This window comes from Mycobacterium sp. MFM001 (assembly GCF_003402475.1).
Classification (GTDB): domain Bacteria; phylum Actinomycetota; class Actinomycetes; order Mycobacteriales; family Mycobacteriaceae; genus Mycobacterium.
Window position 1 is genome coordinate 58,625 of record NZ_BFAB01000002.1, and the last position, 22,665, is coordinate 81,289.

The 22,665-nt window shown below is 67.3% G+C and carries 16 protein-coding genes; 9 read left to right on the plus strand and 7 right to left on the minus strand.

Annotated features, from left to right (window positions below):
• Positions 1-18: 18 nt before the first annotated feature.
• Entirely contained in the window at positions 19-858 is an 840-nt protein-coding gene (locus tag MFM001_RS03715; protein WP_116373738.1) for a uracil-DNA glycosylase, read from the minus strand.
• A gap of 47 nt (positions 859-905) precedes the next feature.
• Between MFM001_RS03715 and MFM001_RS03720 the strand changes: the two genes are divergently transcribed.
• From MFM001_RS03720 to MFM001_RS03730, 3 genes are all read left to right on the plus strand, one after another.
• Positions 906-2,273 (plus strand): FAD-binding oxidoreductase, encoded by a 1,368-nt coding sequence (locus MFM001_RS03720; RefSeq protein ID WP_116374355.1) that lies wholly within the window; start codon positions 906-908, stop codon positions 2,271-2,273.
• A gap of 103 nt (positions 2,274-2,376) precedes the next feature.
• On the plus strand, positions 2,377-3,600 hold the full coding sequence (locus MFM001_RS03725; protein ID WP_116373740.1) for a cytochrome P450: 1,224 nt from the start codon (positions 2,377-2,379) through the stop codon (positions 3,598-3,600).
• The gene (locus MFM001_RS03730; protein WP_116373742.1) at positions 3,600-4,181 is read left to right on the plus strand and encodes a TetR/AcrR family transcriptional regulator; all 582 of its coding nucleotides are present in this window, start codon (positions 3,600-3,602) and stop codon (positions 4,179-4,181) included. Before MFM001_RS03725 ends, MFM001_RS03730 begins: the two co-directional genes overlap by 1 nt.
• Here MFM001_RS03730 and MFM001_RS03735 read toward each other — a convergent pair.
• Genes MFM001_RS03735 through MFM001_RS03745 form a run of 3 tightly spaced genes read right to left on the minus strand, consistent with a single transcriptional unit; the run spans position 4,165 to position 7,733 of the window.
• On the minus strand, positions 4,165-4,893 hold the full coding sequence (locus MFM001_RS03735) for a siderophore-interacting protein (protein ID WP_116373744.1): 729 nt from the start codon (positions 4,891-4,893) through the stop codon (positions 4,165-4,167). The genes MFM001_RS03730 and MFM001_RS03735 overlap by 17 nt on opposite strands.
• A 45-nt stretch (positions 4,894-4,938) precedes the next feature.
• Positions 4,939-6,078, minus strand: coding sequence for an acyltransferase (locus MFM001_RS03740; RefSeq protein WP_116373746.1), 1,140 nt, complete (start codon positions 6,076-6,078; stop codon positions 4,939-4,941).
• On the minus strand, positions 6,075-7,733 hold the full coding sequence (locus tag MFM001_RS03745; protein WP_116373748.1) for a DEAD/DEAH box helicase: 1,659 nt from the start codon (positions 7,731-7,733) through the stop codon (positions 6,075-6,077). The genes MFM001_RS03740 and MFM001_RS03745 overlap by 4 nt, the downstream gene beginning before the upstream one ends.
• Positions 7,734-7,804: 71 nt before the next feature.
• Here MFM001_RS03745 and MFM001_RS03750 point away from each other — a divergent pair, with 71 nt between their 5' ends.
• Positions 7,805-8,377 (plus strand): LppP/LprE family lipoprotein, encoded by a 573-nt coding sequence (locus tag MFM001_RS03750; protein WP_371685293.1) that lies wholly within the window; start codon positions 7,805-7,807, stop codon positions 8,375-8,377.
• A 109-nt stretch (positions 8,378-8,486) separates the two neighbouring features.
• Entirely contained in the window at positions 8,487-11,894 is a 3,408-nt protein-coding gene (locus tag MFM001_RS03755) for a TM0106 family RecB-like putative nuclease (protein ID WP_116373751.1), read from the plus strand.
• Here MFM001_RS03755 and MFM001_RS03760 read toward each other — a convergent pair.
• Positions 11,885-13,690, minus strand: a complete 1,806-nt coding sequence (locus MFM001_RS03760; protein ID WP_116373753.1) for an MFS transporter — start codon at positions 13,688-13,690, stop codon at positions 11,885-11,887. The genes MFM001_RS03755 and MFM001_RS03760 overlap by 10 nt on opposite strands.
• On the minus strand, positions 13,687-14,247 hold the full coding sequence (locus MFM001_RS03765; RefSeq protein ID WP_160117992.1) for a PadR family transcriptional regulator: 561 nt from the start codon (positions 14,245-14,247) through the stop codon (positions 13,687-13,689). The genes MFM001_RS03760 and MFM001_RS03765 overlap by 4 nt, the downstream gene beginning before the upstream one ends.
• 135 nt (positions 14,248-14,382) lie before the next feature.
• Between MFM001_RS03765 and MFM001_RS03770 the strand changes: the two genes are divergently transcribed.
• Complete coding sequence (locus MFM001_RS03770) at positions 14,383-15,135, plus strand: hypothetical protein (RefSeq protein WP_116373757.1); 753 nt, start codon at positions 14,383-14,385, stop codon at positions 15,133-15,135.
• 143 nt (positions 15,136-15,278) lie between these two features.
• The gene (locus MFM001_RS03775) at positions 15,279-18,956 is read left to right on the plus strand and encodes a multifunctional oxoglutarate decarboxylase/oxoglutarate dehydrogenase thiamine pyrophosphate-binding subunit/dihydrolipoyllysine-residue succinyltransferase subunit (protein WP_116373758.1); all 3,678 of its coding nucleotides are present in this window, start codon (positions 15,279-15,281) and stop codon (positions 18,954-18,956) included.
• A gap of 83 nt (positions 18,957-19,039) precedes the next feature.
• On the opposite strand, the gene MFM001_RS03780 is transcribed toward MFM001_RS03775, so the two are convergent.
• Positions 19,040-20,779: an MOSC and FAD-binding oxidoreductase domain-containing protein gene (locus MFM001_RS03780; RefSeq protein ID WP_116373760.1), complete on the minus strand. Its 1,740-nt coding sequence runs from the start codon at positions 20,777-20,779 to the stop codon at positions 19,040-19,042.
• A gap of 230 nt (positions 20,780-21,009) precedes the next feature.
• On the opposite strand from MFM001_RS03780, the gene MFM001_RS03785 reads away from it, so the two are divergent.
• Together MFM001_RS03785 and MFM001_RS03790 are read left to right on the plus strand one after the other, a co-directional pair.
• Positions 21,010-21,882 carry an alpha/beta fold hydrolase gene (locus MFM001_RS03785; RefSeq protein WP_116373762.1) on the plus strand — a complete coding sequence of 291 codons (873 nt, stop codon included), beginning with the start codon at positions 21,010-21,012 and terminating at the stop codon, positions 21,880-21,882.
• A gap of 63 nt (positions 21,883-21,945) precedes the next feature.
• Positions 21,946-22,632, plus strand: coding sequence for a TetR/AcrR family transcriptional regulator (locus tag MFM001_RS03790; protein WP_116373764.1), 687 nt, complete (start codon positions 21,946-21,948; stop codon positions 22,630-22,632).
• Positions 22,633-22,665: the final 33 nt, after the last annotated feature.

Here is a 22,665-nt window from a genome sequence, read left to right on the forward strand (position 1 = left end):
CGGCGTCAACGCCTGGGGTCACCCGGATAGTCCTGCCAGGGCGGCGGCCCGGCCGAAGACGTCGTCGAGCATCGCGGTGGTCAGTTTGCCGGTGAAGGTGTTCTGCTGGCTGGGGTGGTAGCAGCCGAGCAGCGTGACGTCGCCGTGAGCGGCCTTCAGCGTCGCGGCGGCGCCGTGACCGAACTTCGGCTGCGGCCGCGGCACCTGACCGCCGCCGGAGCGGACCATCGCCAGCGCCGATCGCCAGCCGAAACCGCCCAGCGCCACGATGACCCGCACGTCGCTGCCCGTGAGCCGCCACTCGGCGGCCAGCCACGGCGCGCACGTGGCGCGCTCGACCGGTGTCGGCGCGTTGTCCGGCGGTGCGCAGCGCACGGCCGCGGCCACCCGGGTGCCGATGAGGCTCAGGCCGTCGGCGGCGTCCACGCTGATCGGCGAATTCGCCAGACCGGCCCGGTACATCGCCGCATAGAGCACGTCGCCGGACCGGTCACCGGTGAAAACCCGACCGGTCCGGTTGCCGCCCTGAGCGGCCGGCGCCAACCCGACGATCAGCACCCGCGGATCCTCGGCGCCCCAGCCGGGCACCGGCCTGCCCCAGTACGGCTGGTCGGCGAACGAGCGCCGCTTGGTCAGGGCCGCCTGTTCGCGCCATTCGACCAGGCGGGGGCAGGCCCGGCACACCGACACCTCCGCGTCGAGCTGAGCGGGCGTCTCGGCGGCCTCTGCCATTGCGGCGACCTGCGCCGGTGTCGACGCGATCGCGGTATCCGGAGTGGCGGGATCGCCCGGCCAGCCTGTGCCGGGCGGCACCGGCGACTCAAACAGCTCTGCGGTGCGCGGGTGGGCGAACTTCACGGCTCTACTCTGCCGCACCCGATCCGCGCCTCCGTAGGATCGTGCTGGTGAGCACTGATGCGCTGGCCAGCCTGATTGCCGAACTGCCGGAGGGCATGGTGGTCACCGACCCGGCCGTGACCGAGGGCTACCGGCAAGACCGCGCGTTCGACCCGTCGGCGGGAAAGCCGTTGGCGGTGGTGCGCCCGCGCCGCACCGAAGACGTCCAGACCGTGATGCGCTGGGCCAGCGCCAATCGGGTTCCGGTGGTGACGCGCGGCGCGGGCACCGGCCTGTCCGGCGGGGCGACCGCCGTCGACGACGGCATCGTGTTGTCGACGGAGAAGATGCGCGACATCGTCGTCGACCCGGTCACCCGCACGGCGGTCTGCCAACCCGGGCTGCTCAACGCCGAAGTCAAGAAGACGGTCGCCGAGTACGGACTGTGGTATCCGCCCGACCCGTCGTCGTATGAGATCTGCAGCATCGGCGGCAACATCGCCACCAACGCCGGCGGGCTGTGCTGCGTCAAATACGGCGTCACGACCGACTACGTGCTCGGTGTGCAGGTGGTGCTGGCCGACGGCACCGCGGTGCGGTTGGGCGGACCGCGCCTCAAGGACGTGGCGGGGCTGTCGCTGACGAAGCTGTTCGTCGGCAGCGAGGGGACACTCGGCGTGATCACCGAGGTGATACTGCGGCTGGTGCCGCCGCAGCCCCGGTCCTGCACGGTGGTGGCCAATTTCGCGTCGGTGGAGGCCGCGGCCGAGGCGGTGCTCGCGGTCAGCGCCCGGATTCGCCCGGCGATGCTGGAATTCATGGATTCGGTGGCCATCAACGCCGTCGAGGACAAGCTGCGGATGGGTCTGGACCGCGGCGCGGCCGCGATGCTGCTGGCCTGCTCCGACGAGCGGGGCCGGGCGGGCAGCGAAGACACCGAGTTCATCGCCGAGGTGTTCACCAAATACGGTGCCACCGAAGTGTTTTCGACCGACGACCCCGACGAGGGCGAGGCGTTCGTCGCCGCCCGCCGGTTCGCGATCCCGGCGGTGGAAGCCAAGGGGCCGCTGCTGCTGGAGGACGTCGGCGTGCCGGTGCCCGCGCTGGCCGACCTGGTGAGCGGGATCGCCCGGATCGCCGCCGAACGTGAGCTGATGATCTCGGTGATCGCACACGCGGGCGACGGGAACACCCATCCGCTGATCGTCTACGACCACGACGACCCGGCCATGACCGAACGCGCGCAGCTGGCCTACGGCGAGATCATGGATCTCGCGTTGCGCCTCGGCGGCACGATCACCGGCGAACACGGCGTCGGGCGGTTGAAGCGGCCATGGCTGGCCGACCAGCTCGGGCCCGACGCGATGGCGCTGAACCGTCGCATCAAGGATGCGCTCGACCCGCTGGGCATTCTCAACCCCGGCTCGGGCATCTGACCGCTCGCCGAGCGTGAATCTGACGACGGCTACGCGGCGTGTCGCGTCGTGAGATTCACACTCGGCGGTTGACACTGCAGCGCGACTGTCGTACGAATAAGACATGACGACAACTTTGTCTCATGAGGCCCGGTTCGAGCTTGCGACGGCCGAGACATGGCCCAACCCGTGGCCGATGTACCAGGCATTGCGCGACCACGACCCGGTGCACCACGTGGTGCCGGAGGGCAGGCCCGACGAGGACTACTACGTGCTGTCCCGGCACGCCGATATCTGGGCGGCCGCGCGCGACCACGAGACGTTCTCGTCGGCGCAGGGGCTGACCGTCACCTACGGCGACTTGGAACTCATTGGGCTGCAAGACAATCCGCCTATGGTGATGCAGGATCCGCCGGTGCACACCGAGTTTCGCAAGCTGGTGTCGCGCGGCTTCACCCCGCGGCAAGTCGAGGCGGTCGAGCCGAAGGTGCGCGAGTTCGTCGTGCAGCGCATCGAGCGGCTGCGCGCCGAGGGCGGCGGCGACATCGTCGCCGAGTTGTTCAAGCCGCTGCCGTCGATGGTCGTCGCGCACTACCTGGGCGTGCCGGAGGAGGACCGGGCCCAGTTCGACGGCTGGACCCAGGCCATCGTCGCGGCCAACGCCGCCGAGGCCGGCGTTGCGTCCGCCGGTGACGCGGTCGGGTCGATGATGGCCTACTTCACCGGGCTGATCGAGCGGCGCCGCCACGAACCCGAGGACGACACGATTTCGCACTTGGTGGCGGCCGGGGTCGGCGCCGACGGCGACATCGCCGGCACGCTGTCGGTGCTGGCGTTCACCTTCACGATGGTCACCGGCGGCAACGACACAACCACCGGCATGCTGGGCGGCTCGGTGCAATTGCTGCACCAGCGGCCCGACCAGCGACAGCTGCTCGTCGACGACCCCGGCCTGATTCCGGACGCGATCGACGAACTGCTGCGGCTGACCTCGCCGGTGCAAGGTCTGGCCCGCACCACCACTCGCGACGTGACGATCGGCCACACGACGGTGCCGGCCGGCCGCAAAGTGCTGCTGCTGTACGGCTCGGGCAATCGCGACGAGCGGCAGTACGGGCCGGACGCCGCCGAACTCGACGTGCGCCGGTGTCCGCGCAACATCCTGACCTTCAGCCACGGCGCACACCACTGCCTGGGCGCGGCCGCGGCCCGGATGCAGTCGCGGGTGGCGCTGACCGAATTGCTGTCCCGCTGCCCGGAATTCGAAGTCGACGAGTCCGGCATCGTGTGGTCCGGCGGCAGCTACGTGCGGCGTCCACTGTCGGTGCCGTTCAAGGTCAGGTCCTGATGCCGCGCAACGACTGGCTGGCGGAGCGGCGCACCGAGGTGGCCGCCGACCGGATTCTCGACGCGGCAGGGGAACTTTTCACTCGCCAGGATGCCGCTTCGGTCGGGATGAACGAGATCGCCAGTGCGGCAGGGTGTTCGCGCGCGACGTTATACCGCTACTTCGAGAGCCGTGAGGCATTGCGGACCGCATACGTACACCGCGAGGCGCGTACGGTGTACCGCCGGATGACGGAGAGCCTCGCCGGTATCGAGGACCCGCATGAGCGGCTCGTCGCGGGCATCGCCAGGTCGGTAGCCATGGTGCGGGAAAATCCCGCGCTGGCATCATGGTTCGCCACCACGCAGCCGCCAATCGGCGGCGAGATGGCCGAACATTCCGAAGTGATCACGGCGCTGGTCGGCGCGTTCGTCACCTCGTTGGGTGTCGACGATCCAGCGGCGGTCGATCGCCGGGCCCGCTGGTTGGTGCGGGTCATCACGTCGCTGCTGATCTTCCCGGGCCGCGACGACGCCGACGAACAGGCGATGATCGAGGAGTTCGTCGCCCCGACCATGGTGCCGACTAGACTCCGCGGCTAGCCATCCAATACGCCCGCGACGCAATGGAATTGCGCGGGATGCCAAACTCGTCGCGCAGCACCTTGACCACCGAGCGCGTCGTGCGGTGGTCGCACGCCACCCAACCGAAGTGGTCGCCGGCGTCGAACGCCGCCGACCGCACCGCTTGCACCAAAGCCTCGCCCGCGTTCTTGCGGTCCACCCAGGTGACGTCCGAGTCGCGGTCCACCGGCAAGTCCTTGTCGTCGTCGTAACCCGCCTCGAGGAACACCTGCGCCGGGGCATCTCCGATTGCCGTCAGCAGAGAGTTGATCGCCGGCAGCGAGGCGGTGTCGCCGACGATGACGTACCCGGCCGGCGGCGGCTCGGGGACGGCGAACTTGCTGCCCATTACCGTCGCCTCGATGGTGTCTCCGGGTTGCGCATCCTGCGCCCACCGCGACGCGATCCCACCATGCAGCGCGAATTCGATGTCGAAGGTGTCGGCGCCCGGGTCGGGGTCGACCAGGGTATAACCGCGCTGATGCTGTTTGGCGCCGTCGGCGAACCACATCCGGATCCACATCGTCGGGTGCACCGGGTGCTCGGCGAGCATGCCGCCCCCCTCGAAGCTCAATCGCAGGTAGTGGGGGCTTATTTCGCGCTTGCCGGTCACTGTCAGCCGGTAGTCGCCGGCCCGCAACAGCTTCAGCACCGCGCCCGCGAAGCCGCGGGACCCCTTTTGATCAGCCATCAAGCACCCTTCCCGTACGACTTAGGGAAGGTTAACCTAACACAGTCAGCTGGGCACGCGGGTGAAACGGTGCAGCAGCCAGGCCAGCGGGATCGTGATCGCCAGCGTGGCCACGAACAGGTTCAGCATCGAGCCGGTGTAGACGCGGTAGCGCACCACCTCGACCATCGCGATCTCCATGGTCACCAGGTGGATCAGGAAGATCTCGTAGGAGATCTCGCCCAGCCACACCATCGGCCGGCTCGCCAGCAGCTTGCTGTACCAGCCGCGATCACCGAGTGCCAGCGGCGCGACCGCCAGCGCGGCGATGGCCGCGTAGAACCCCGACTTCACCAGCGCCTCGGGCAGCCCCTGCGGCGACGTCGTCGGCGCGCCCGCGATCGGGGTGGAGACAATCAGGTAGCTGATGATCGCCAGCGGTAGCGCGACGAGCGTGTAGCAGCGCACGCCCATCGCCTGCAGCACCGACAGCATCATGCCGGCGAGGAACCAGGCCAGATAGGTGGGCAGCCACAACCGCGCCCCGTTGGGCACCGACGTGGCGGCGTGTACGAACGCCAGCCAGGCCGGGGTGATCAACATCAACGCGCCCAGTGCGACCAGCAGCCGCACCGGCTCCCACCGCCGCTTACAGATCCACACCAACAGCAGGTAGGCCAGCAGCGGCAACACCACATAGAAGGCGGCTTCCACTGCGAGGCTCCACATCTGGGTGAGTCCCTGGTGCAGGTAGGAGTCCAGGTAGTTGCCGGCGTAGATCTGCGTCAACGTGAGGTTGCGGAACAGCCCAAGCCAGGTGTGGCCGGGATTGGGCCCGGCGGTGCGGAAGTGGTAGACGACATAGGCCGCCAGCACCGTGACGACGTAGGCCGGCATGATGCGCCGAACCCGGTGCCACGCATAGCGACTCACCGACGGCGACGGGCCGCCGGTGGCGACGGATTTCACCCACGGACGAAACAGCAGAAATCCGGACAGCACGAAGAAGATCGGCACCCCGATCTCCATGCGCGCACAGATCAACCCGAAATAGCCGTGGGTGTACTTGCCGGTGGTGTAGGCGGCGTGGGTGGCAACGACGAGCAGGGCGGCGACGGCGCGGATGCCGGTCAAGGACGCGACCCGGTCCGGGCCGGAGACCTGCTCGAGTCCGCCCTGGTCGGTGGTGGCGTCCGAGACCGTCATCCCGCGTGTTTCCGCCGGGGCTTGGCACCGCGATTGTCGGGCCGCAGATTGATGAGCACACCCGAAATACGGGTGCGCTCAAGCGCTTTGACTGTCGAGCGTGGCAGCTTGGCCGGCAACTCCACCAACGAGAAGTCGGGCCCGATGCTGATGTGGCCGAAATCGCTGCGGTGCAAACCGCCTTCGTTGGCGATGGCGCCGACGATTGCGCCCGGGCCGACCTTGTGCCGCTTGCCCACCGCGATGCGGTAGGTGGCGAACCCGTCCTTGGGCCTGGGCTTGGCGGGCTTGTCCCGTCGTTCGTTGGACCGGCGCTCCGGCGGTGGCTCCGGTTTCATCAGGAACGCTTCGCCGTCGCGGGATTGCAGCGCGAGTGCCGCCGCGATGTCGGCCATCGGGACGTCGTGCTCGCGTTCGTAATCCTCGACCAGGCTGCGGAACAGCTCGATTCCCGGCGAGCCGAGTGTGTCGGTGATCGAGTCGGCGAACTTGGCCACCCGCTGCGCGTTGACGTCCTCGACGCTGGGCAGCTCGGCCTCGGTGAGCTTTTGGCGCGTCGCCTTCTCGATTGCCTTGAGCAGGTGGCGTTCCCGCGGCGAGACGAACAGCAGCGCGGTGCCCGAACGTCCGGCCCGGCCGGTGCGTCCGATCCGGTGCACATACGACTCGGTGTCATGCGGGATGTCGTAGTTCAGCACATGCGAGATCCGGTCCACGTCCAGTCCGCGGGCGGCCACGTCCGTGGCGACCAGGATGTCGATACTGCCGTCCTTGAGCGCGGCGATGGTCCGCTCCCGCTGTGCCTGCGCGATGTCGCCGTTGATGGCAGCCGCGGAAAACCCTCGGGCACGCAGTCTTTCGGCCACCTCTTCGGTGGCCTGCTTGGTGCGCACGAAGACGATCATCGCCTCGAACGGCTCGACCTCGAGCACCCTGGTCAGCGCGTCCATCTTGCGCGGGCCGGCAACCTGGATGTAGCGCTGCGAAATGTTCTCCGCCGTAGCGGTTTTGGTTTCGACGGCGACTTCGAGCGGGTCGTGCAGGTACTTCGCGGTGAGTTTACGGATCGCGGCAGGCATGGTGGCCGAGAACAGCGCCACCTGCTTGTACTCCGGGGTGTCGGCCAGGATGCGCTCGACGTCTTCGGCGAAACCCATCTGCAGCATTTCGTCGGCCTCGTCGAGCACCAGGTAGTCCACCCGGGACAGATCGAGTGTGCCGCGTTCGAGGTGATCGATGACCCGGCCCGGAGTACCGACCACGACCTGCGCGCCGCGCTTGAGCCCGGCCAGTTGCACGGCATACGACGAGCCGCCGTAGATCGGCAGCACGTGGATCTGCGGCAGGTGTGCGCCGTAGCGGCTGAACGCCTCGGCCACCTGCAGCGCGAGCTCGCGCGTCGGCGCCAGCACCAGCGCTTGGGTCGCTTTGCTGGCGGTGTCGATCTTGGACAGGATCGGAATCGCGAAGGCGGCGGTCTTGCCTGTGCCGGTTTGCGCCAGCCCCACCACGTCGGAGCCCGCCATCAACGCCGGGATCGTCGCCGCCTGAATGGCCGATGGCGACTCGTAGCCGACGTCGGCGACAGCCTGCAGCACCGCGGGGTGAATCTGCAGGTCGGCGAATGTCGGAGTTGCGTCGTCCGGAGAAGCCATCGGAATTGCAGTCTAGTGTGCCGGCGTCGACGAGATCGTTGCTCGACGCGCCTGCCACACCCACGCGGTCGCTGACGGTACGGTGCAGCGTTGTGTGGAGGCGGCTGACGGTGCTGGCGACTGCGGCGCTGGTGGCCGCCGGCTGCGGGTCGGGCGACTCGACCGTCGCCAAGACGCCGCAGGCCACCACACCGCATCCGACCACCACACCGGGGGCGTCGCGGGCCTCCGCCGCGCCGACCACGACCCCCGCCGGGCCTGCGGATCCATGTGCGGTCGATCTCGCCGACCCCGCGATCGCCAGGGCGGTCTCCGAGTTGCCCCGTGATCCGCGCAGCCAGCAGCCGTGGAATCCCGAGCCGCTGGCGGGCAACTACAACCAGTGCGCCCAGCTGTCCGCGGTGATCGTCAAGGCCAACACCAACGCCGCGAATCCCAACACCAGGGCGGTGATGTTCCATCTCGGCAAGTACATCCCGCAGGGCGTGCCCGACACCTACGGGTTCAACGGCGTGGACACGTCGCAATCCACCGGCGACACGGTGGCGCTGATCGCCGCCAGCGGTATCAGTGGCTTGGCCAGCGTGGTGAAATTCCGCTGGAACGGCAACGGGGTGGAGCTGATCGGCAACACCGCCGGCTGATCACCCCCTGCGGCGAGCCGGCCGACACGCCGGGATAATTCCCGGGTCTGCGCACGCCCGCGGCGAATAGGAACCCAATCCTGTCGGTGCACTCACTTACAGTTGGCCCGTGTTCGTCACCGACGACGGCGTGATCTACAGCGCGTCGGATCTTGCGGCTTCGTCCCGCTGCGAATACGCGCTGCTGCGGGCTTTCGACGCCAAGCTGGGCCGTGGGCCCGCGGTGGCCGTCGAGGACGAGTTACTCGCGCGCACTGCCGATCTCGGCCGCGAGCACGAACAGCGACAGCTCGAGGAGTTCCGCGCCGAATTCGGCGGCGCCGTCACCGTCATCGGTCGTCCGGCCTACACGATCGCCGGGCTGACCGCCGCCGCCGAGGCGACCCGGCGTGCGATCGCCGACGGCGCGCCGGTGGTGTACCAGGCGGCAATGTTCGACGGCCGCTTCGTCGGATTCGCCGACTTCCTGGTGCGCGACGGCGAGAAGTACCGCGTCTCGGACACCAAATTGGCTCGCTCCGCCAAGGTCACCGCGCTGCTGCAACTGGCCGCCTACGCCGACACGCTGAGCTGCTCGGGCGTGCCGGTAGCGCCGGAGGCCGAACTGATCCTCGGCGACGGCACCGTTTTGCGCTACGCGGTCGACGAGCTGATCCCGGTCTATCGCTCTCAGCGCACGCTGGTGCAACGTCTGCTCGACGAGCATTACGCCGCAACCGAACCGGTGCGCTGGGAAAACGAGCGGGTGCGGGCGTGTTTTCGCTGCCCGCAGTGTGAGGAGCAGGTCCGGCTCAGCGACGACCTGCTGCTGGTCGCCGGCATACGGGTGAGCCAGCGCGCCAAGCTGCTCGATGCCGGCGTCACCACCGTCGCCGACTTGGCCGGCCACGCCGGGCCGGTGCCGGACCTCGCGCCCCGCACGCTCGCCAAGCTCACCGCGCAAGCCAGGCTGCAGCTGGTCGAACGCGAGACCGGCGTGCCCCAGTTCGAAGTCGCCGATCCACAGCCGCTGGCCTTGTTACCCGACCCCGACGACGGAGACCTGTTTTTCGACTTCGAGGGCGATCCACTCTGGACCGCCGACGGCAAGCACTGGGGTCTGGAGTATCTGTTCGGCGTCTTGGACGCCGGCGGCGATTTCCGCCCGCTGTGGGCGCACAACCGCGCCGATGAGCGACGGGCGCTGACCGACTTCCTGGCGATGGTGGCCAAGCGCCGCAGGCGCTACCCGAACATGCACATCTACCACTACGCGCCCTACGAAAAGACCGCGCTGCTGCGACTCGCCGGTCGGCACGGCGTCGGCGAGGACGACGTCGATGACCTGTTGCGCAGCGGGATCCTGGTGGACCTGTATCCGTTGGTGCGCAAGAGTTTCCGGGTGGGCGCGGAGTCGTTCAGCCTCAAGGCGCTGGAGCCGCTGTTCATGGGACAGCAGCTGCGCTCCGGGGACGTGACCACCGCCGCCGATTCGATCACCCAATACGCCCGGTTCTGCGAGCTGCGCGCCGACGGGCGCGCCGACGAGGCTGCGACGGTGCTCAAAGAAATCGCGGAGTACAACCACTACGACTGCCGGTCGACTCGGGAGTTGCGCGACTGGCTGCTGATGCGGGCCTTTGAATGCGGCATCACTCCGCTTGGCGCCCAACCTGTTTCGGATGGCGGCAGCGTCGAGCAACACGACCCGCTGGAAGCCGCCCTGGCCGAATACACAGGCGACGCCGCAGTTGGCGACCGCGCTCCCGAGCAGACGGCGGTCGCGCTGGTGTCCGCGGCGCGCGGCTATCACCAACGCGAGGACAAGCCGTTCTGGTGGGCACATTTCGACCGGCTCAACTATCCGCTCGAGGAATGGGCCGACAACACAGACGTTTTCGTCGTCGACGAAGCCTCGGTGGCGGTGGACTGGCGTCAGCCGCCGCGCGCCCGCAAGCCGCAACGCAGGGTGCGGCTGACCGGCGAGCTGGCCCGCGGCGAACTCGGCTCGACGGTGTTCGCACTCTACGAACCCCCGGCGCCCCAAGGCATGACCGATAATCCCGATCGTCGCGCGGCCGGCCACGCGCAGGTCGTCGAGGCCGACGACGCGGCGGTGCCCACCGAGGTAGTGGTCCTGGAACGAACACCGAAGAACGGCAACACCTTTGACCAATTACCGTTCGCGCTCACACCCGGCCCGCCCATTGCGACGACGAAGCTGCGGGAGTCGATCGAGGCCATGGCGGCCGAGGTCGCTGCCGCATTGCCACAACTCCCCCGCACCGCCGTCGTCGATATTCTGCTGCGACGTGCCCCGCGCCTCCGTAGCAGAGCGTCCCTGCCACGCAGCACGGATACCGCCGCGGACATCGTCGCGGCACTGCTGGACCTGGACTCGTCGTACGTCGCGGTGCACGGACCACCCGGGACGGGCAAGACGTACACCGCGGCGTGCGCCATCACGCAACTGGTCGCCGAACACGGCTGGCGCATCGGCGTGGTCGCACAATCACACGCCGTGGTGGAGAACCTCTTCGACTGCGCGGTCTCGGTCGGAATCGATCCGCAGCGGGTGGCCAAGAAGCCACACGACCGGGCCAATCCGGCCTGGTGCCACATCGACGAAGACGACTACGCCGAATTCGTCGCCGGGACCGCGGGATGCGTGATCGGTGGCACCGCATGGGACTTCGCCAACCGCAACCGGGTACCGCCGGGCAGTTTGGACCTGTTGGTGATCGACGAGGCCGGTCAATTCTGCCTGGCCAACACCATCGCCGTGGCACCGGCGGCCAAAAACCTGCTGCTGCTGGGAGATCCGCAACAATTGCCGCAAGTCAGCCAGGGCACCCATCCCGAACCGGTCGACACCTCCGCACTCGGGTGGCTGGTCGAGAATCAGCGCACGCTGCCGCCCGAACGCGGCTACTTCCTGGACCGCTCGTATCGGATGCATCCCGCGGTCTGCGGGCCGGTGTCGAGGCTCGCGTACGAGGGGCGGCTGCATTCGCATGTCGAACGCACCGCCGCGCGTCGTCTTGACGGCTATTCGCCTGGCGTTCGGGCACTTTCGGTGCGTCATGAGGGCAATTCGACCGAGAGTCCGGAAGAGGCCGAGGCGATTGCCGCCGAGATCTCGCGACTACTCGGCTCGTCATGGACCGACGAGGATGGCACCCGGCCGCTGGGGGCCCGCGACGTGTTGGTGCTGGCGCCCTACAACGCGCAGGTGGTGCTGCTGCGGCAACGACTGGCGGTCGCCGGTCTCGGCGACATCCGGGTCGGCACCGTCGACAAATTCCAGGGTGCGCAGGCTCCGGTGGCCTTCATCTCGATGACGGCGTCGTCCGTCGAGGACATCCCGCGCGGAATCCCGTTCCTGCTCAACCGGAATCGGTTGAACGTGGCTATCAGCCGGGCGCAGTACGCGGCCGTGATCGTGCAGGCGGAGACGCTCACCGAGTACCTGCCCGCCACGCCCGCCGGGCTGGTCGACCTGGGCGCGTTCCTGGCTTTGACCGGTGGTCAGTCGTAGGAGTGTCGGCCGTAGCCGGGTACGTCATCGGGATCGGCCCGGTAATGCCGATTATGCCGCCGCGGCGGCGGGACGGGCCGGAAGTGCCGCTCGTCGTCGACATGGAAACCGTTGTGCGCGAACCCGATCGGCTCGGGTTCGACGTGGGCCCTCAGCGGCTCCGTGTCGTGCTCGTCGACGCGCGGCTCGGGTGCACGAGGCACCACGTACTCGACGTAGTCGTCGAAATCGTCGGAAACATTCGGCATCACCCGGATCCGTTCGGGCTGGGCGGGTTCCGATTGACGACTGGCCCGCGGTACGGCGAATCCGACCATGAACAGCGCCGCGCCCACTCCGAACAGTGCGATGAACGCCGGCAGCAGCATCGACTGGGACATCGCGGCCGCGAACGGCTCGCGCAGGAACTCCGGCAACTGCAGCGCCCCGCGGTCCTGGGCGGGCTCCGGATGCAGCCCGCCCGGCATCGGCGGCAACTCCGCGGTGATCCGCGACGTCATGAACGCGGCAATGCTGGAACTGCCCAGCACGGCGCCGACCTGCCGGGTGGCGTTGTACACCCCCGATCCCGCGCCGGCCAGGTGCGCGGGCAGGTTACGGGTCGCCGTGGCGGCCAGCGGCTGCCAGACGAACGCCATTCCGACGCCCATCGCGACGAACACCAACGCCAGCCGCCAAATCGGCGTGCTCGGCGCCATCTCGATGGAAAGCCACGTCAGCGCGATGGCCAGTGCCGAGAACCCGAAGCCGACCACGGGCCGTGGATGGGTGCGGTCGACGATTCTGCCGACGACCGGGGCGAGCAGGCCGCTGGTGATGGCCATCGGCGCGGTCAGCAGCGCCGAGCGGGTTGGCGACAGGCCGCACACCGCCTGCGCGTAGAACATCAGCGGCAGGATCATCGCCGTCGTGGCGAACCCGATGACGGCCACGCCGACGTTGGACAGGCTGAAGTCGCGGTCGCGGAAGATGTCGAGCGGGATCAGCGGCTCGCGAGTGTTGATCGACTGCCAGTAGACGAACGCGACCATGAACCCGATGCCGGCGACGAGCACCGCCCAGATCCACGGCGCCCAGCCCGCCGACTGGCCTTCCTGCAGGGCGAAGACGATGAGGAACATCCCCGCCCCGGACAAGGCGACGCCGACCAGGTCGAAGCGGTGCATGTCGGTGGGCAGGACCGGAACCAGCCAGGCTGCCAGTCCCAGCCCGACGACTCCGATCGGGACGTTGACGAAGAAGATCCACTCCCAGCCCATTGCGTCGACCAAAAGACCGCCGGCCAGGGGGCCCACCAGGGTGGCGACGCCGGCGGTGGCGCCCCAGACGCTCATCGCCACGCCGCGACGATCCGCCGGGAAGATGCGGGTGATCGTCGACAGTGTCTGCGGGGTCAGCAATGCGGCGCCGATGCCCTGAACCACCCGCGCGGCGATCAGCATGCCGACGCTGCCGGACAGGCCGCACCACAACGAGGCGGCGGTGAACACGCCCAGCCCGGCCAAATAGAGGTTTTTGGGACCGAACCGATCTCCGAGTCGACCGGCCACCAGCAACGGCACCGCATACGCGAGCAGGTATGCGCTGGTCACCCAGATCACCGTGTCGTATCCGGTTTCCAGCTTGGCCATGATGCTGGGATTGGCGACCGCCACGATGGTGGAGTCGAGCAGGATCATGAAGAAGCCGACCATCATGGCCCAGAGCGCGTGCCACGGATTCGGGGTGCTCCCGCGCTTCCTGGGCGTCGCCGCAGGGGTGCGTCGCGAACGCGCCCTGCTGGTCGCCGTGGTCATGTCCTCACCTCGTCTCGGCTCCGCGTCCGCAGCGAGTCGGCAAATCCGCGCAGCCACGAGAGCTCGGCCCGTATCGCCGCCAGCACATAGTCGAAGGCCACCCGATAGCCGGTAGCGGGCGTGACACCCGCGTCCCGAAGAGCCATGACCTCCGCGGCGCGAGCCTCCAATGCCCCGATCCGGTCGCCGACCGCGCTCGCCGCGGCATCCTGATCGAGGGTATCGATCGCGGCAAGCGCAGCGACGAACTGCGGGTACTCGTCGCCCGGCGTCGCCACCAGTTCGCGCACCCGCTCGCCGAGCGCCTCGGCACCGGCGTCGGTGATCTCGTAGACGGCGCGCTCGGGTCGGTTACCGGCCCGGGTGGTTGCTGTGCGCCGTATCAATTTCTCCTCGGTCAACCGGTCCACCACGTGATACAGCGAACCCGGTCGAAGTTTCACGATGCGGTTCGCTTGCCGTCGCACCAATGTCTGGAACATCTCGTAGCCGTGCATCGGGCGCTGCCGCAGCAGCGCCAACACCGAGATACCCAATGCCGTCAATTGGTAGGCCATCAACCATCCGTCCTGTCCGGCTCGGCTTGCCCGGAGCGGATTATTCCCGGCGGAGTATTCGGTGGCGACGCCTCCCCCGCCTTTGGTTGCACCGGCGCTAGCCTGAAGTGACGCCATCCAGCTAACGGAGGGACTATGAGCGCCCGATGGAGCGGGTCGAAGGCGGACCCGCAGACAGCCGGCAACGGCAAGCCCAAAGCATCCGCGCGCGCGTTGGCGCACGTCATCGAGCGTGCGTCGCGGTCGCAGGGGCCGACTGCCCAGGCCTACGTGGAACGGCTGCGGCGCGCCAACGCGGGCGCGGGACCGGCCACCATCGTCGCGAAGCTGGAGAAGCGCTACCTGGCAGCGGTGACGGCCAGTGGCGCGGCGGTGGGCTCGGCGGCGGCGCTGCCGGGGGTCGGCACCTTATCCGCGCTCTCGGCGGCCGCCGGGGAGACCGCCGTGTTCCTCGAAGCCACCGCGTTCTTCGCGTTGGCCGTCGCCGCGGTGCATGGTGTCCCCCTCGAAGACCGGGAACGCCGTCGGGCATTGGTGCTGGCCGTGCTGGTCGGCGACGACAGCAAGCACGTCCTCGGCGAATTGATCGGGCCGGGCCGCACCAGCGGAGCGTGGCTGTCCGACGGCGTGGCGTCGCTACCCATGCCCGCGGTGTCGCAGCTCAACTCGCGGTTGCTCAAATACGCGGTCAAGCGCTACACGCTGCGGCGCGGGGCGCTGCTGTTCGGCAAGCTGCTGCCGGTCGGTATCGGCGCGCTGGTTGGCGCGGTCGGCAACCGGATGGTCGGCAAGAAGATCGTCCGCAACGCCCGCAAGGCATTCGGCGAGCCGCCCGCACGCTGGCCGGTGACGCTGCACCTGCTGCCGACGGTTCGCGACGCCGGTTAGCTCCAAAGAGCTAGCCTTTATGGGGCGGCCATCGTCAAGTCCGCCGCAGGTGGGAGTTTGCGCCGGCACGTCAGGCGCAGTTGAGGGGCAAGTGTCGTGAGTAGCGCGCTTGCCGGACAGAGGAATCGAGGCGAGCAGCTGCCGTGAGCAGTACGAGTTCACCATTCGGGCAGAACGAATGGCTGGTCGAGGAGATGTACCGCAAATTCCGCGACGACCCGTCTTCGGTCGACCCGAGTTGGCATGAGTTCTTGGTCGACTACAACCCCGAGCCGACGGTCGACGCCCCTGGCGACGGGCAACCGGCCGCTCCCGAGCCGGCCCCGGCGCCGGCGCCCAAGCCCGCCGCGCCGCCGGTCACCACCGCCGCCCCGGGCAACGGCGCGACCAGCGCGCCGGTGGCCCCGACCAAGCCGGCCGGTCCCCCGCCTGCCGAGGGCGACGAGGTCCAGGTGCTGCGCGGTGCCGCCGCGGCCGTCGTCAAGAACATGTCGATGTCGCTGGATGTGCCGACGGCCACCAGCGTCCGGGCCATTCCGGCCAAGCTGCTGATCGACAACCGGACCGTCATCAACAACCAGCTCAAGCGCAACCGCGGCGGCAAGATCTCGTTCACCCATCTGCTCGGTTACGCGGTGGTTCGGGCGATCAAGAAGTACCCGAACATGAACCGCCACTTCGCCGAAGTCGACGGCAAGCCCACCGCGGTCACCCCGGCGCACACGAATCTGGGCCTGGCGATCGACCTGCAGGGCAAGGACGGCAAGCGGTCGCTGGTGGTGGCCGGCATCAAACGCTGCGAGAGCATGCGCTTCGCGCAGTTCGTCACCGCCTACGAGGACATCGTGCGCCGCGCACGCGACGGCAAGCTGACCGCGGAAGACTTTGCCGGAGTGACGGTTTCGCTGACCAACCCGGGCACCATCGGCACCGTGCACTCGGTCCCGCGGCTGATGGCCGGCCAGGGCGCCATCATCGGCGTCGGCGCCATGGAGTACCCGGCCGAATTCCAGGGCGCCAGCCCCGAGCGCATCGCCGAACTCGGGATCGGCAAGCTGATCACGCTGACGTCGACCTACGACCACCGCATCATCCAGGGTGCGGAGTCGGGCGACTTCCTGCGCACTATCCACGAGATGATCCTCTCGGATAGCTTCTGGGACGAGATCTTCCGCGAACTGTCCATCCCGTATGAGCCGGTGCGCTGGCGTCCGGACAACCCGGACTCGATCGTCGACAAGACGGCCCGCGTCATCGAGCTGATCGCGGCCTACCGCAACCGCGGACACCTGATGGCCGACACCGACCCGCTGCGGCTGGACAACACCCGCTTCCGCAGCCACCCCGACCTCGACGTGCTGACCCACGGGCTCACGCTGTGGGATCTCGATCGGGTGTTCAAGGTCAACGGGTTTGCGGGCGCGGAGTACAAGAAGCTGCGCGACGTGCTGGGCCTGCTGCGCGATGCCTACTGCCGGCACGTCGGCGTGGAGTACACCCACATCCTCGAACCCGAGCAGCAGAAGTGGCTGCAGGAGCGGATCGAGGTCAAGCACGACAAGCCGACCGTCGCGCAGCAGAAGTACATTCTGTCCAAGCTCAACGCCGCCGAAGCGTTCGAAACGTTCCTGCAGACCAAATACGTTGGGCAGAAGCGTTTCTCGCTAGAAGGCGCCGAGACCGTCATCCCGATGATGGACGCCGCGATCGACCAGTGCGCCGAGCACGGTCTCGACGAGGTGGTCATCGGCATGCCGCACCGCGGCCGGCTCAACGTGCTGGCCAACATCGTCGGCAAGCCCTACTCGCAGATCTTTTCCGAGTTCGAGGGCAACCTGAACCCGGCGCAGGCGCACGGCTCCGGCGACGTCAAGTACCACCTCGGTGCGACCGGCGTCTACATACAGATGTTCGGCGACAACGACATTCAGGTGTCGCTGACCGCGAACCCGTCGCACCTGGAGGCCGTCGACCCGGTCCTGGAGGGGCTGGTGCGGGCCAAGCAGGATCTGCTCGACAAGGGCCTCGGCGAGGACGGCTTCTCGGTGGTGCCGATGATGCTGCACGGTGACGCCGCGTTCGCCGGCCAAGGAGTGGTGGCCGAAACGCTGAACCTGGCGCTGCTGCCCGGTTATCGGGTCGGTGGCACCATCCACATCATCGTCAACAACCAGATCGGCTTCACCACTTCGCCGGAACATTCCAAGTCCAGCGAATACTGCACCGACGTCGCGAAGATGATCGGCGCGCCGATCTTCCACGTCAACGGCGACGACCCCGAAGCCTGCGAGTGGGTGGCGCGGTTGGCGGTGGACTTCCGGCAGAAGTTCCACAAGGACGTCATCATCGACATGCTGTGCTACCGGCGCCGCGGCCACAACGAGGGCGACGACCCGTCGATGACGAACCCGTACATGTACGACGTGATCGACACGAAACGCGGTGCGCGCAAGAGCTATACGGAGGCGCTGATCGGCCGCGGCGACATCTCGATGAAGGAAGCCGAAGACGCGCTGCGCGACTACCAGGGCCAGTTGGAGCGGGTGTTCAACGAGGTCCGCGATCTGGAGAAGCACGGCGTGCAGCCCAGCGAATCGGTGGAGTCCGACCAGATGATTCCCGCGGGACTCTCGACAGCGGTGGACAAGTCGCTGCTGGCCCGCATCGGCGACGCGCATCTGGCCATGCCGGAGGGTTTCACCGTGCATCCGCGGGTCAAGCCGGTGCTGGAGAAGCGCCGCGAAATGGCCTACGAAGGCAAGGTCGACTGGGCCTTTGGCGAATTGCTGGCGCTGGGTTCTCTTGTGGCAGAAGGCAAGTTGGTGCGTCTCTCGGGTCAGGACACCCGGCGCGGCACGTTCTCGCAACGGCATTCGGTGATCATCGACCGCAACACCGGCGCGGAGTTCACCCCGCTGCAGCTGCTGGCCACCAACCCCGACGGCAGTCCCACCGGCGGCAAGTTCCTGGTGTACGACTCGCCGCTGTCCGAATTCGCCGCTGTCGGTTTCGAATACGGCTACACGGTGGGCAACCCGGACGCATTTGTGATGTGGGAAGCCCAATTCGGCGACTTCGTCAACGGCGCCCAGTCGATCATCGACGAGTTCATCAGCTCCGGCGAGGCCAAGTGGGGGCAGCTGTCCAACGTGGTGCTGTTGCTGCCGCACGGGCACGAGGGCCAGGGTCCCGACCACACGTCGGGCCGCATCGAACGCTTCCTGCAACTGTGGGCCGAAGGGTCGATGACGATCGCGATGCCGTCCACCCCGGCGAACTACTTCCACTTGTTGCGCCGGCATGCACTCGACGGCATCCAGCGGCCGCTGATCGTGTTCACCCCGAAGTCGATGTTGCGCAACAAGGCCGCGGTCAGCGACGTCAAGGACTTCACCGAGATCAAGTTCCGCTCGGTGCTCGAAGAGCCGACCTACGAGGACGGCGTCGGCGATCGTGGCAACGTCAAGCGGATCCTGTTGACCAGCGGAAAGCTGTACTACGAGTTGGTCGCCCGCAAGGCCAAGGACAACCGCGACGACGTCGCGATCGTGCGCATCGAACAGCTGGCGCCGCTGCCGCGGCGGCGACTCAACGAAACGCTGGACCGCTATCCGAACGTCAACGAGTACTTCTGGGTGCAGGAGGAGCCGGCCAACCAGGGCGCGTGGCCGCGATTCGGCCTCGAACTGCCCGAAATGGTGCCGGACAAACTGACTGGCATCAAACGGATTTCACGTCGCGCAATGTCGGCCCCGTCGTCGGGCTCGTCGAAAGTGCACGCCGTCGAGCAGCAGGAAATCATCGACCTGGCGTTCGGCTGAGCGCGTCTACGTGCCGCGAGCGTGCGTGTCCCCGGTCGACACGCCGGTTGCCCTCGGCATTCTGCGCACGCTCGCAGGGCTGGTCACAGATCCAGGACCAGGTCATCGTCCGACGCAGCCGCGCAGCAGATCAGCACCGTTCCCGGGGGCGGTTCTTCCAGCGGCGGCTGCACGTATGTCGGTGTGCCCGCGACGACGCCAGTGACGCACGTGTGACAGACACCGCTTCGACAGGAGAATCGGGTTGGTACATCACAGGTTTCAGCCAGCTCGAGAAGGCTACGGTAGTCCGGTGACCAGTTCACTGTGAGTCCGCTGCGCGAGAAAGTGATCGCCGGCCCGGTCCCGCGTCTGCCGGTGGGCGGATGCGGACGCGCGGCTTTCCGCACGGCGACGACGCCGGGATTGATCGGAGTCAATGCACCGAACAGTTCGGTGTGGATCTGGTCGGCGCCGAACCCGGCGGCGGATAAGGCATCGCGCATGGCGTCCATGAATGGGACCGGACCGCACAGGTAGACAGCGGCGCCGGCCGGTAGGCCAAGCGCAGCTATTGAGCGCCGGTCGAGATGCCCGAGGGTGACGACGCCGCCCGCCTCCTCACTGGCTGTGTAGAAGATGTGTTGTCGCGCATTGGGTAACGAGTCGATCAGGCTTGTCACCTCGGCGGCGAACGCATGCGTGCGACCGTTTCGCGTCGTGTGCAGCCACCAAATTTGGCGACAGCTTCTGGCAGCAGCCAGAGCGTGCAGCATTGCCAGTACCGGAGTAGCACCGATGCCGGCAGAGATGAGAACTACCGGAGTGCTTTCGTCGGTGAGGCAGAACTCACCGCGAGGTGCGGCCGCCTCGACGACCGACCCGGCTCTGACATGGTCGTGCAGCCAGCGGCTTACCTGACCGTGGTCTTCACGTTTGACGCTGATGCGGTAGACCCCGGCGGCAGGGGCGCCGGACAGCGAGTAGCTGCGCATCGGCGGCGGGTGGCCCGCATCGGGGATCCTCACCGTGAGGTACTGCCCGGGAAGCGGTGTGGGCAGTGCGGTGTGATCGTCGGACTCGAGTCGAATCGACAAGACGGACGGGGTTTCGTGCTGGGTGGCGGTGACGCGCAGCGGCCGGAAGCCGGTCCATCCCGACTGCAATCCACTCGCAGGAGCCGTTGACGCACTGGAGCTTTCGCGCGCGGTGAGCCTATCGCGGAAAGACTGCTGCCAGCCGGGACTCAGTGCCGGCACATCGACGGCCTTGCGGAGCTTATCCATGTCACGATCGGGCAAGTACAGCAGCGCGTCGACGTCGGCGACACTGAGTTCGTGGCGGCCGTGTCGGATCCGCACGATCGCGTCACCGGCCTGCACACGCCCTTCGGTGATCACCCGGAAATAGAATCCCGGGCGATGATGTGAGACAAGCAGATTGGGCATGTCGGGTTCGCCGAGGCGCATGCCGACTCGGAAGCAGGTGACGCGCGGTTGAGTGACCTCGAACTCGGCGTCCCCGATGCGGTATCGGTCGCCGATGCAGACCTCGCGATCGCTGAGCCCGCTAACGGTGAAGTTTTCCCCGAAGTGAGCCGGTCGAAGGTCGTCGCGGCCCAGTTGGGTCCTCCAGTAGTCGTACGACTCGGTCTGGTAAACCAGGACGGCACGTTGTTCGCCGCCATGGCCGGCCAAGTCGCCCTGGCCGTCACCGTCGATGTTGAGTCGGCGCACCCTCACTGGCCCGTCGACAGGTGTCTTCCAAATCCCGGTATGGACGGTCTTACCGCGCCATGGCACGTCTTTGGGTAGCCCGACATTGACTGAAACAAGCCGGCCCACCGGTGACTCCGTGCGGTCTGGAGTGGCCGAAGGCGCGTCGCCGGTCTGGAAAGTCGTCAACGGGTGGCCTCCCAGCCTCGCCCGATAATTGGGTTGGCCCGCCCAGAATATGCGGACCTCTGTTTGCAGTCAACACTTGTGGATCACTCCATATCGTGCATACTGGGATGCACAACCCAGAACGGTGCACGCGCGCTTGGTCGGCACGCACGGGGTCAGGAGGAATCGCCATGACTGCTGTTCATCATCGCTACGCCACCGTCGACGGCCACCGGCTGTTCTTCCGTCAAGCCGGTCAGCGGGACGCCGCCACTTTGGTCCTGTTGCACGGGTTTCCGACCAGCTCGTATATGTTCCGGCACCTGATACCCGCGCTGGCGGACCGCTATCACGTCATCGCGCCCGATCACCTCGGTTTCGGGTTGTCCGACGCCCCGGGCGTCGAGGAATTCGACTACACCTTCGACGCTCTCACCGAGTTGACTGCCGGCCTGCTGCGCACCCTGGGCGTCAATCGGTACGCGATGTACGTCCAGGACTACGGCGCCCCGATCGGGTGGCGGCTAGCGCTCAACGACCCGGCTGCGATCACGGCCATCATCAGTCAAAACGGAAACGGGTACGACGCCGGCTTCGTCGACGGATTCTGGAAGACGGTGTGGGACTATCACACTGCGCAGACCCGCGAAACCGAAGCGGCGGTACGGCAGTTTCTCACCCTCGATGCCACCCGGTGGCAGTACGTCACCGGCGTACCCGACGAAACACTCGTCGACCCCGAATCCTGGCTGCACGACTACGCGCTGATATCGCGTCCCGGCAACGACAAAGTCCAACTCAAACTGCTGCTCGACTACGCCACGAATGCACCGCTGTACCCACGTCTGCACGAGTACTTCCGCAACAGCAAGGTGCCGCTTCTCGCGGTCTGGGGTCGCGGCGACGAGATATTCGGTCCGGCAGGCGCAGAAGCCTTCGCCGAAGACCTGCCCGACGCCGAGATCCACCTTCTCGACGGCGGCCATTTCCTGCTCGAGTCCGCGCTGGAAGAGGTCACCGGACTGATCCGCCCTTTCCTCGCCGAGCAACTGGGCGCGGCCTGAGGTCGGCGAACACGACTGGGTTGGCTATCCCATAGTCGCGGCAGAGACGGTTAGCCTGAGCACATGGGTAGTGTCGACCTGCACGATACCGACCGGTTGACGACCAAGGGTCGGGCCACCCGCGATCGAATCTTGAAGGCGGCTGCGGAGCTGATTGTCGACGACGGGCTCTCCGCGCTGACGATGGAGAACGTGCGCAAGGCCGCCTCGGTAAGTGGCTCGCAGCTTGCCCACTATTTCGTCGACAAGCAGGCGCTAATCCGTGCGGTCATCGCACGGCAAATCGACGTGGTGCTCGGCTTTCACCGTCAACCAAGCCTTCGAGGGCTGCAATCGTTTGCGGACTTCGAGCGCTGGATCGACCTGAACATGCGCTACCTGCGGCGCATCGGCTATTCCGGAACACCGACCTACCATGCGCTCGCGGGGCAGTTGGTGAAGTCCGACAACGCCATTCGGGAGGCGCTGGCGATCGGCTACTGGCAATGGGTCGAGCTGCTCGAGCAGGCAATCCAGCGGATGAAAGATCACGGTGTTCTTGTTGCAGAGGCCGACCCGTGGCAGCTGGCGCTGGTGATCGTCAGCGCCCACCAGGGCGGGGGAACGTTGACCTTCACCTATAGCGAGGATTGGCCACATGCCGACGCCGTGCGATTCGCGGTGAACTACCTGCGGTTGTTCGCCGCCGACCCCGCGGAGCGAGTTCCCCGCCCACCCCGGCGGCCGCGGAACCGACGCGAAACCCACTGAGCCGTCGGGCGTCGCGATGCCGTATCCGCCTGG